Origin of the sequence: Caulobacter sp. D5, from assembly GCF_003185805.1 — a bacterium.
GTDB lineage: Bacteria > Pseudomonadota > Alphaproteobacteria > Caulobacterales > Caulobacteraceae > Caulobacter.
Window position 1 is genome coordinate 1 of sequence record NZ_QHJY01000338.1, and the last position, 11,177, is coordinate 11,177.

An 11,177-nucleotide genomic window follows, 5' to 3' on the forward strand; every position below is an offset into this window, starting at 1 on the left:
TCGAGCTTGCGCAGGTCGATCGAGGTCCCGCCGGCCAGCACGTATTCGACCGTGTTGAAGTTCTCGTAGAGGACGGTGTTGGAGTAGCCGTCCATGATCACGTACTTGACCCCGCCGCCGACGATCTGCATCCGGTCGGCGACCTGGCTGGCCGTCAGCGCCGTGTTGGAGAGGTCGCGCGCGCCGACGTAAAGGTCGTTGCCGACCACCTCGTAGATCAAGTCCTTGGCCTCAATGGTAGCGCCGAACACGATGGTGTCGTCGCCGCCGGTGTCGTAGATGGTATCGACATTGGCGACTACGGCGCCGTTGGCGTCGCGAGCTCGATCGTAGGCGAACTGGTCGTCGCCGCCAGACGTGTAGATTACGTCGTTGCCCCAGCCGGCGACGATGACATTGCCCTTAGTCTCCATCTGGCCGGAGGCGGCGCCGTAGATCGTATCGTTGCCGCTGTAGCCGAAGATCAGGTCGGCGCGGTTGCTGCCGCCATAGAGGCTGGGATTGGCGTTGTCATCGCCGGCCATCGCGTATTCGATCGCGGCGACGTCCAGTTGCCCCGCGCCATTCATGTCCACGGACTTGAGCTTGTTGTTGCCCTGGATCGGATAGGCGCCCGTGAAAGCCACCATCCGGATGACGTCGCCCGTCCCACGTATGCCGATATCAAGCCATCCGCTGGCGCCACCGGCGGCGCCGATCCACAGGTCGTCGACGGTGATGTCCCCGCCGAAGCTGAAGGTGTTCCAGCCAAGGTTATCCTCGTAGACGGTGTCGGAGCCGTCGCCGCGGTTTAGGATGTAGGTGTCGGCGCCGGCGCCGCCCTGCAAGACATCGTTGCCCTTGCCGCCGATGAACGTCTGATCGCCGTCGCCGGCCGTCATCGAATCCGCGAAATTCGATCCGACCACCCCCTCGACGCCGATATAGGCTTGGCTGGAAGCCAAGCCCCCGGACCCATAACCGGTGACCACGCCGCTGGCCGTATAACCGCCGAGGTTCAGCGTGATCCCCCCGGTGGCGGCGGAGTAATCAACGAAGTCCTTGCCCTCGCCGCCGACGAAGACGTCGGCGCCCGTGGTCGCGATAAGCCAGTCGTCGCCGGCCCCGCCCTCCAGCCAATTGTCGCCGCCATCGTAGCCCTTGAGCTGGTCGGCGGCCTTGGAACCCCTTACCGCTTCGAAGCCGGAGAAGACGTCACCCTCGGCGTCGCCACCGAACGCTTCGCCGGTCGAGAGATCGACATAGACCCCCGCCGAAGACCCGACGTAGCTCAGCCAGTCATAGCCGCCGCCGCCGTCCATGACATCCGCGCCAAGGCCGCCTTCAATTGTATCGTTGCCGTCGCGCCCCCAAAGCTGGTCGGTGCCGACCAAGCCCTTGAGCACATTGTCGCCCGTCGTGCCGTAAAGGCGATCGCCATAGTCCGAGCCGGTGGCGTTCTCGATGCTCAGCAGGCCCTCGTTGGTCACCCAGGCGCCGGTGACGGCGTTGGTGATCACGGCCATGCGGCTGATTGGGTTGCCGGCCGTGGCGTCGGGATGACCGTTCCATTCAGGTGGACGGTAGTCGAGATCGAAGGCCACGCCGAAACCTAGGCGCTCAGCACTGATCGTATCCTTGCCGTTCGGATCGCTGTTGGGATCAGCATAGCCGCCCCAGAACCAATTAAAGGTGGCGTCCTCGGCGATTAGGAAGGTGTCATCGCCGTCGCCGCCCTGCAGTACCTCCGAGCCCACGAAATCGGCCAGGATATCGTCGCCGGCCCCGCCATCGAGGCTGTCAGTCCCCTGCCCGCCCGAGAGGTAGTCGTCGCCAGCCCCGCCGATCAGCGCGTCGTCGCCATCACGCCCGATCAAGGTGTCGTTGCCGTCACCGCCGTCGAGGTAGTCGTTGCCGCTACGGCCATCCAGCCAGTCCCAGCCGCTGCGGCCGTAAAGCTGGTCGCCGCCCGCGCCGCCGACAAAGATGTCGTCGCCGCCGTCACCCGTCGTCCAGTACGAGGTGTCGATCCATTCGTAGGCATCCCAGTCGTTCCAGCGGTAGTAGCCGTCCTCGACATAGACCGAGTGGGTGTCGTCGATGGTCACTCCGCCCGTCGCCAGGCGCTGGTCGACGAAGTCATTTCCCGACGTCGTCGCGCCCGGGTCGGTCAGCGTGTAGCCGACCTTGGTCATGACATCGATGCTGACGATTTCGCCTTTGGCGTTCCAGTCGGAGATCGCCGCGTTGGCCACCCGCGAGGTCGGCTGGGTGAAGAAGCCGAAGGGCGCCTCGGCGCCGGTCGCCACCAAGCGCAGCACCATCCGTCGGTAGGCCGTGCCAGGCGGTGCGGTCACTGTGCCACCGATGGTGTTGTAGTTGGCCAGATCCCCTTGCCACGAACCGCCTTCCAGGCCCTGACCGTTCATATAGGTCGAGCTCAGGTGGTTCATATTGGCGTCGTAGAACTCGACGTACATCTGGGCCAGGCCTCGATGGTTGGCGGCCTTGACCGACGCCTCGTAGGTGATGCCCGCGATCGAGACCATCAGCGCCGAGCGCACATCAATTACCGAGCCCGCCGCTGGCGTGCCGGGCATATGCGTCCAGAACACGTCGTTGCCGCTGCCCGACCAGTCAGCGTTCAGATTCACGCCGCGCTGCGGATTGGCCACCTGCCAAGTCGCCATGTCCCAGCCCTGCAGGCCGTTGTCGAAGCGAGCGTTGAGGATGTCGTTGTCGCCTGGGCCGTCCTTGGCCTGCGGCAAGAGCGAGAATAGGCCGTCGCTGTTGGCGCTACGGGCCTGGATCTCGGCCCCGACGCCAGTCGCATGAATGCGAACGTTCTCGTAGGTTGTGCCGTGGCCCTTCAGGTCGAAGCTGTTGAGGAACCCGCGCAGACCGCCGTAGAAGTCGGAGTTGGACCATTTATCGAGGCCGAGCTCGCCCACGCGCTGGAGGGTCGCCTGCCAAGAGGCCACGAAAAAGGTAGGCGATGATTTAGCAATGATGGAATCAATAATATTCTTGTTTTCGTTGTACGCAGTGACATCCGCCGTTGTTAGCGGGGTATCAAGTTTAGAAAATACCTTTTCAATCAGCGAAGTGTTTTGATCGTAGTAGGTACGCTCGGCATCGGTAAGGCTGTTCCAGCCCTTCTTAAGCTCGGCGTCGATGAGGCCACGATACTGGAGGTAGGTTCGATAGTCGTTGCCGGTCTGGATCTCCCCCAGAAGAGAGGTGATGTCCGAGACAGTTGATCGAGCGATGGCCCGCTTTGCGAACAGGTCGCCACCAACGATCTTGGTGTTCTTGATGGCGACGAGAGTACCGTACTCGACCGCTTGATCGGCCGAGGCGAAGTTGGTCTGGACGCCGTTGATCTTAACGTAGATCTGACTGCCCGAATGGCCATAGCGCTGGTCGGTCGCTAACCCGTTCAGGTTCGAGACGTACGCGATCTGTTGGTTATTGGCGATGTTGCCGATGAGGCCGTTGAGCGTATCGCGAGCCGCCGTGGCCATCGATGTGGCGAGGTCGCGGTTGCCGTTGTTGGCGGTAGTGACCGCTCCGAGTTGATATTGGGCGTAAGGCACCTGCAGCACGGTTTCGGCGCTTGCAGATGGTGTTTTCGGTTTCTTCTTACCGAAAAGGTTGCCTATCAACGCCCCCAAGACAAAGCCGACCAACGCACCAACGCCAGGCGCGATGAAGTTCGCCGCCATCCAGCTACTGCCGAATATGGATGCGCCGAGCGACGTCCCGGCTGTGCCGATCGACAGGCCGACCGATGATAGCGCCCATCCCCCTACGGCGCTGCCTAGCGAGGACAAAATGCCTGCGGCCTGAGTGCGCGGCTGGACGATCATCGCGCCTAGCTTCGCCCCAAGGAAACTCGCGACGGCCGCGACCGCGAAGGCGCCGGCTCCGCCGCTCAACTCACCGCCGGTGACCTTTGGCGTGTTCCAGACAGATCCAGCCTTGAAGCCGTTAAAGGCGGCGTCAACGCCCCCGTAGTAGATGTTGCTAACAACCGTGTTGACGACAGAGCCGGTCATCGTGCTGAACACGTCGCCAAGCGTGCCATTGAGATTCAACGCTTGGCGCAACTCGCTGGTCAGCGTCGAGCTGACAAAACCAATGCCTGCACTCGACAGCGCCGTGGTCAGCCCTTTTGCGGTGAAGGTTTTCTGCACGCCAATGCTCACGGCCGACACCGCGCCAGCTCCGGCGTTCAGCGCCAACTGTCGACCGACCTGCAGGCCCACCTGGCCAAAAACGGCTCCGGATACTCCGGCGACGATCGCATTGCCGCCTCCCAGCATCGTACCAATTTGCGAGCCTATCGTCTGCCCCAGCACCCCCCAGCGAGCCGCGTCGTCCAGCAGCTTTCCTACTTTCTGCGCAACGACAGCGACATTGTCTTCCCGGTCGGCCGATATGGCTTTCGCTCCCGCGGCGACATGCGCTTTCGCGGCAGCCGCTCCGCCTATAGTGCCGCCTGAGGCACTTGCTGAAGTCCCCATGACAGATTTGATCGCTAGCGCGGTATCCGAAAGAGCCGCCTCAACATTATCGGCGGTCCAGCCGCCGAAAAATCTTTTCTTCTGGATGACACCCGCGCTTCTCAGCAAATCGATCTCGACCTGAGACAAAACAGGATTTTCTTGCAGATATCTATCAACCGCGATCGCGAATTTATCTTTTATCTGCCCCGGGAGGCCACTTAGATAAAGGTCCTTATGCACTACAGACGCAGTTCTCTCGCTGTATCCGAGCGCGCTTGAAACCAATTTTGAGAAACTAAGCCCATAAGCGTATGCAGTCTGCGACTCATACGTATTAAGAATATTGGTGAAATAATCGACTATTTGTGCCGCCGAGCCATGAGGAATACTGCTGTACGGCACATCAAACGAATGACCGGCATTATCCTTCGCGCCATGCCGCAATTCATGGCCGATCATTTCGGCAACAGCAGCCATAAACGCGGACTTGTCATTAGCGTAGCCCGACTGAATTTCCGTGAGCCATTTGTCTTCCGGAATCGCCGTCGCAATCATTCGATTGCCGGAGGCGGTATCCATCCAGCGTTGCGTCTTCCCACCCGTTCGAATCTTTGCGTTTTCGCTGTATGCGAAATACCAAATATCAGATACCGGACTCACAGATTCCGGATTGAAGCTCGTATCAAATATTATACCAACAGCGCTAGGATCTGCCCTTGCTGCATTTAGTATGCGAAGAACCATGCTAGGAATGTCATCGTTACTAAATCCTAGAAAATGGACATTTACCTGCCGCGTTACACCATTTTGCGTGAAATCCACAGCCGCAGTAATTGTTGTGTACGATGTAGCTGTAGAGCCAAACGTAATTCGAGACCACGCTCCGCCAGGCGCGTTTGCCTGCGTCAATGTAGATTTAGGATAAGGAAGGGAAGTGGCCGGAGCGCTGCTGCTCGAAACATTTGCCGCCATAATTACCCCTCACCCTTCATGCAGCTTTCAACCAGCCACCTGCCCTGCACCGAAATTCGCGGATCAGACGAGCGCTGAAGGCCCAGGACGTCATCGCGATCAAAGCCCAAACTGAGCATCGATGATTGGAATTCATTCGGCCTGACCAAGCAAACCGCAGTCAGGTTAGCGACGGCGTTTTCGGCAGACCGATCCGCCCCACCCCACCGAAGCTCCTGCGGCTCCTTGCCGCTTCCCCGCCAGAGGGTATTCGGCGCAACTTTAATGTAACTTGAAAACGGCCCCTTAATTCCAAAAAGTATTTCGAATGTCAAATATTGACGACCATAGTCGTAATTAAAATCACCCTCCGCCGACCTAGCCAAAACCCTATACAAACCGATCGCCAGCGCATTCCGGGCACAATCTTCAAAACTATGAGTACTTATACTTTTTTCGCGCACCGCCACGGCAAGGCGACTATTGATACTACCGAGCCCAATAATCACCCGACCGACCGTTGGATCGCCTTCCGATTCCAGCTTTTCAGGTGACGTCACGATCCGGTTCAAATCCGCGAGGATCGCCCCGATTTCAGCGTTTGCAGATGGACGTTCACAAGCATCCCCTGCAATCGCGCGCGCGCCGCCAAAACATATGCCAATGCAGAAAGCCAACGCAGCGCTCGTGACCTTTGCATGACGACGTACGCGCCCCATCACAGACAGAGGTGAAAGCATCAGAACACCATCGCAGTTATGCACATTCGCTGCTCCCCCTCCCTGCCTCGCTGATGGTCTTCGCCACTGGCGACCAGAGAAGTCGATCACTCGCTTTTTGCCCGTCACGATCTCGACCGATGCGGCTCATTTCAGCCGACAGCAAAGCTCGGCAACCGTCAATGCTTAGTTGTAATTTCCAAGCCCGCACACGCACAGGGAACACCAGGCAGCGCTTTTCATCGACGATTGCGTCGGGCGAGATGTACGGCCCGCCACAACACCGATCTGTGGCGGGCTACGCGCCGATCGATGGACTTTCCTCGGGGCCTTTGGCCGCGCGGCGGTGCCTGGCCTTGGGACTACAGCCGCGTTGCGGCCGTCCTGGCCAAGCTTTAGCCCCACAGATCCTCGATCACCCCATCCACGCCGGGGAGGAGCAGAACTCACAGTCCGGATCGCGGGAGCGGCGGCGCCTAACGCGGCTCAGAGGCGCTCGCCAGGGGTCAGCCTGAACGCGCGGGACCCTCGCGCGGTGTCGGGTCCTGCGCCCATCACGCGCGATCAGGCGCGCTCGGCCCTGCCTTCCCGCCAACCTGGCCTAGAGCCCGTGTGAGCCGTCGCAGCAAATGATGATCAGGGAACTTGGCCGCCCGTCTGGCGGCTTTGTCATCATGGCCCTGTTTCTCAAGCGCAACGGATTGACCCTGGTGCTGATGGCGATGTTCGCCGCCAGTCTGGTCGGTCAGTGGCTGACGGGATGGCGTGTGGCGCTCGAGGATCTGCGGCGCCATGGCGAGCCTGGGATCGGACTGATCAGCTATCTATCCGACCCGGCTTTCGTCTCGGCAGTCTTCGAGAACTGGGAGAGCGAGTTTCTGCAGATGGCCGTCTATGTCATTCTGACGGCCTATCTCGTCCAGCGTGGATCATCGGAATCCAAGGACCCCGACGCCCCAGAGCGCGACCTCCTGCCCAGCACCGATCCAGACGCCCCGTCGCTGGCCCGACGCGTAGGGCTCTTGCCTTGGCTCTACGCCCACTCGCTTGGTCTGGTCTTGACCGGCCTGTTCCTGGCCGCCTTCGTATTGCACTGGACGTTCAGCGCCCAGCACGCTGCGCAGGAGGCGGCCGAGCACGGTCAGGTCGCCAAAGGCGTCCTGGCCTATCTCGCCGACCCGCAGCTTTGGTTCGAATCCTTCCAGAACTGGCAAAGCGAGTTCCTGTCCACCGCCGTGCTCGTGGTGTTGTCGATTGTCCTGCGCCAAAAGAATTCGCCCGAGTCCAAGCCGGTCGCTACGCCGGACAGCAAAACGGGCGCCTGAGCGCGCTTAAATCCCGCCTGTCGCAACCGAAGCTTTGCTTTGACGTTGTCGTGCCGGATGGGCTGCTGCATGCAAGGACGGCCCGACTCTCGACCTCGCCTTGCCGGATCGCTGCCCGTTCATGAGCTTCAACGTCTCCAAAATCCTGGCGGGTGGCGAAGTGGCCAAGCTGCTTGAGACAGATGGGGACGTGGCGGGATTGGGCCGACCCTCGACATGGCTCCAAGCCTTGCGCCAGCAGGTCGATGTGGTGCTGGGCGCGGCGTTTCCGATGTTCCTCGTCTGGGGGCCCGAGCGGATCCTCATCTATAACGACGCCTATCGTCCCATTCTCGGCGACAAGCACCCGGCGGCGCTGGGCCAGCCCTTCTGGACGGTGTGGCCGGAGGTGCGCGCCGCCATCGAGCCGATCATCGAGGCGGCTTTCAGCGGCGCAGCCGCGTTCTACGAGGATCTGCCGGTCACACTTCACCGACGCGACCAGGCCGAACCGGCGTGTTTCACCTTTTCCTACAGCCCGATACCGATCGCGGACGAAGTTCCCGGCGTGCTGTGCGTATGCGTCGAGACGACGTCGGCCGCGCAGGAACGCGCCCGCCGCGAGGAGAGCGAGCGCACCTTGCTTTTCCTGGATCGCCTGACCCAGGCCACCTCGGCCTTGCCGACGGCCGAAGCGGTGATGATGCGCGCGGCCCAGATGATCGGCGAGCACATGGGCGTGGCGATCTGCGCCTATGCCGACATGGATGCCGACCAGGACGGTTTCACCATCCGCGGCGATTGGGCCGCGGCCGGCTCGACCTCGATCGTCGGTCGCTATCGGCTGGCCGACTTTGGCAAGATGGCGGTGGAGAACCTCTCGCGCGGCTTGCCGCTGGTCATCAACGACAATCTCGCGGAAATCGCCGCCCATGAGGCGGCCACCTTCCAGGCTATCGGCATCGGCGCGACCATATGCATGCCCCTGGTGCGCAATGGCGCCCTTCGAGCGCTGATGGCGGTTCATCACAAGGGTCCCCATTTCTGGACCGATCGGGAGCTGGCCCTGGTGCGCGAGGTGACCGAGCGTTCATGGGCCTTCGTGGAGCGGGTCGCGTCTCAGGCGGAGCTGGCCGACAGCGAGGCCGAGCTGCGCCGGATCACCGATGCTGCGCCGCTGTTGATCGCCTATGTCGATCGCGACGAGCGCTACCGTTTCATCAATCGTGGCTACGAGGCCTGGTTCGGACAGCCGCGCGAAGCATTGCAGGGCCAGCGTGTGGAGGCGGTGCTGGGCGCGGCCTATGACCGGGTCAAACCGTACCTGCACGCGGCGTTGGCCGGGGAACGGGTGAGGTTCGAAAGCCGCGTCGACTATCCCGCCAGCGGACCGCGCGACGTGCAGGTCGACTATATCCCGCGGCGCGGCGCCGACGAGGGCGTGGTCGGGCTTTATGCGGTGATTTCCGACGTCACCGAACGCTTCGAGGCCGAACGGGCGCTTTTGCAGAGTGAGACGCGCCTGCGACTGGCCACCGAGTTTGGCGAGGTGGGGTTGTGGGACGTCGATAACGGCGATGGGGCGCTCTATTGGGACGACCGTGTCCGGGCGCTATTTGGCTACTCGCCCGGCGTGCCGGTCACCTTGAACGACTTCTACCGCGGGCTCCACCCCGATGACCTGGAGCCGACAGCCAGGGCCTATGCGGCCGCCTGTGATCCGCTGGCCCGGCACCTCTACGATGTCGAATATCGCACCATCGGCGCGGAGGACGGAATCGAACGCTGGGTGGCCGCCAAGGGGCGCGGGGTGTTCGACGCCGGCGGTCGGTGCCTGCGCGTTGTCGGCACGGCCATCGACATCACCGCCCGCAAGCACGCCGAGGCCGCGCGCGATCTGCTGATGCGCGAGGTCGATCACCGGGCTCGAAACGCCTTGGCCATCATCCAGTCGATCGTGCGCCTGACCGATGCGGCCGACCCCGCCGAGTTCCGCCAGGCCATCCACGGGCGCATCGAGGCCATGGCGCGGGCTCAGTCGGCGCTCGCCAGGACCCAATGGCGTGGCGGAACAATTGGCCAGGTGGTTCGCGAGGAGCTGGCCGCCGCGATCAGCGCGGGCGCCCGGGTGCGCCTTTCCGGCGGCGAGATCGCCCTGCCCGCCGACCAGCTCCAGCCCCTGAGCATGATCCTCCACGAGCTGGCCACCAACGCCACCAAATATGGGGCGCTGTCGGTGCGCGGGGGCCGCCTGGAGGTCAGTTGGGCCAGCGAGCGACAGGGCTGGTCGCTGGCCTGGGAGGAGCGCGAGGGTCCGTCCGTGACTGCGCCGTCGCGCTCGGGCTTCGGCTCGCGGCTAATGGCCAGCCTGGCGCGCCAGCTCGAAGGCCAGATCGTTTTCGACTGGAATCACGACGGGTTGTCGGTGCGCTTGCGCGCGAGCGCTCCAGCCTGACGGATCGCGCCTAAAACTGCGTTTGGCGTCGGGTGCGAAACCCGGCGATCCGCGCGGACCCATCGTTTGATGGTTGCCGGAACAGCCGGATGGACGGGTGGTTAAGACCGCGTCCTTCCCCCATCCGGAACATCGACCATGGCCGTCACGGCGAAGACCAAAGCCAAGCAGAAATCCGCGCGCGCCGCGACCAAGGCGCAGGCCGCCCCCAAGGCGCGAGGCCAGGACGCCATCGCCTTGCTGGAGGCCGATCATCGCCAGGTCGAGGAGTATTTCGAGGCCTATGAAGGCCTCACCGACGCGGCCGACAAGAAAGCTCTGGCCGACAAGATCTGCCTGGCCCTGAAGGTCCACACCCAGATCGAGGAAGAGTTCTTCTATCCGCCGGCCCGCGAGGCGACGGGCGACGGCGACCTGATCGACGAAGCCATCGTCGAGCACATGGGCGCCAAGACCCTAATCGCCCAGATCGAGGCGGGAGCGCCCGGACAGCCGCTCTACGACGCCAAGGTCAAGGTGCTCGGCGAGCAGGTCCGTCACCATGTCGAGGAAGAGGAAAGCGAGCTCTTTCCCGAGGTGCGCGCTACCGAGCTGGATCTTGTCGCGCTCGGCGCCAAGCTGTCAGCCCGCAAGGCCGAACTGATGGCCCAGCTCGCCCCGCCCGCCGCCTAAGGCCTGCTGGCCAGTCCCAAACGCCAAGGCCGTTCGGCCCGCTCAGAACCGTCAGGATCTTCTCATGCCCAAGCCCAAGCCTTCGGCCGCCAAGCGCCCGATTGACACGCCCGACACCACGCTCGGCGTTGAGACCCTCGTGGTGCCAGGCGCAGAGCTGCACCAGCAGGCGGCCGACGAGGCGACGCAGCTGACTACCAATCAAGGCGTGCCGATCGGCGATAACCAGAACTCGCTGAAGGCCGGCGCGCGCGGTCCGGTGCTGCTGCAGGACTTCATCCTGCGCGAGAAGATCATGCATTTCGACCACGAGCGTATTCCCGAGCGCGTGGTCCATGCCCGCGGCTCGGCCGCCCACGGCTTTTTCGAATGCCTGGAGGACCTGTCGGAGATCACCACCGCCGACTTCCTCCAGCGGCCCGGCGAGCGCATCCCCGTCTTCACCCGCTTCTCGACCGTGGCCGGCAACAAGGGCTCGATGGACCTGGCCCGCGACGTCCGTGGCTTCGCCGTCAAGTTCTACACTCAGCAAGGCAACTTCGATCTCGTCGGCAACAACATCCCGGTGTTCTTCATCCAGGACGCCATC

Annotated in this window: 6 protein-coding genes; 4 read left to right on the top strand and 2 right to left on the bottom strand. The window is 62.5% G+C overall.

All coding sequences use genetic code 11. The features are described 5' to 3' along the window. Together DMC18_RS20005 and DMC18_RS25700 are read right to left on the bottom strand one after the other, a co-directional pair. Window positions 1-5,066, bottom strand: a 5,066-nt coding sequence (locus tag DMC18_RS20005) for a calcium-binding protein (RefSeq protein ID WP_304539016.1), incomplete at its 3' end; no start/stop codon positions are given. 395 nt (window positions 5,067-5,461) lie between these two features. Further along, window positions 5,462-6,286, bottom strand: coding sequence for a hypothetical protein (locus DMC18_RS25700; RefSeq protein WP_146218143.1), 825 nt, complete (start codon window positions 6,284-6,286; stop codon window positions 5,462-5,464). Between the two features lie 545 nt (window positions 6,287-6,831). Here DMC18_RS25700 and DMC18_RS20015 point away from each other — a divergent pair. The 4 genes from DMC18_RS20015 to DMC18_RS20030 all read left to right on the top strand — a co-directional run. Next, window positions 6,832-7,482, top strand: a complete 651-nt coding sequence (locus DMC18_RS20015) for a DUF6766 family protein (RefSeq protein WP_110121444.1) — start codon at window positions 6,832-6,834, stop codon at window positions 7,480-7,482. A gap of 121 nt (window positions 7,483-7,603) precedes the next feature. Continuing rightward, window positions 7,604-9,916, top strand: a complete 2,313-nt coding sequence (locus DMC18_RS20020) for a PAS domain-containing protein (RefSeq protein WP_146218144.1) — start codon at window positions 7,604-7,606, stop codon at window positions 9,914-9,916. Between the two features lie 138 nt (window positions 9,917-10,054). Continuing rightward, a complete protein-coding gene (locus tag DMC18_RS20025) occupies window positions 10,055-10,588 on the top strand; it encodes a hemerythrin domain-containing protein (protein ID WP_110121442.1) in 534 nt (177 codons plus the stop codon). 64 nt (window positions 10,589-10,652) lie between these two features. Further along, a partial coding sequence (locus tag DMC18_RS20030) for a catalase (RefSeq protein WP_146218145.1) occupies window positions 10,653-11,177 on the top strand: 525 nt, incomplete at its 3' end.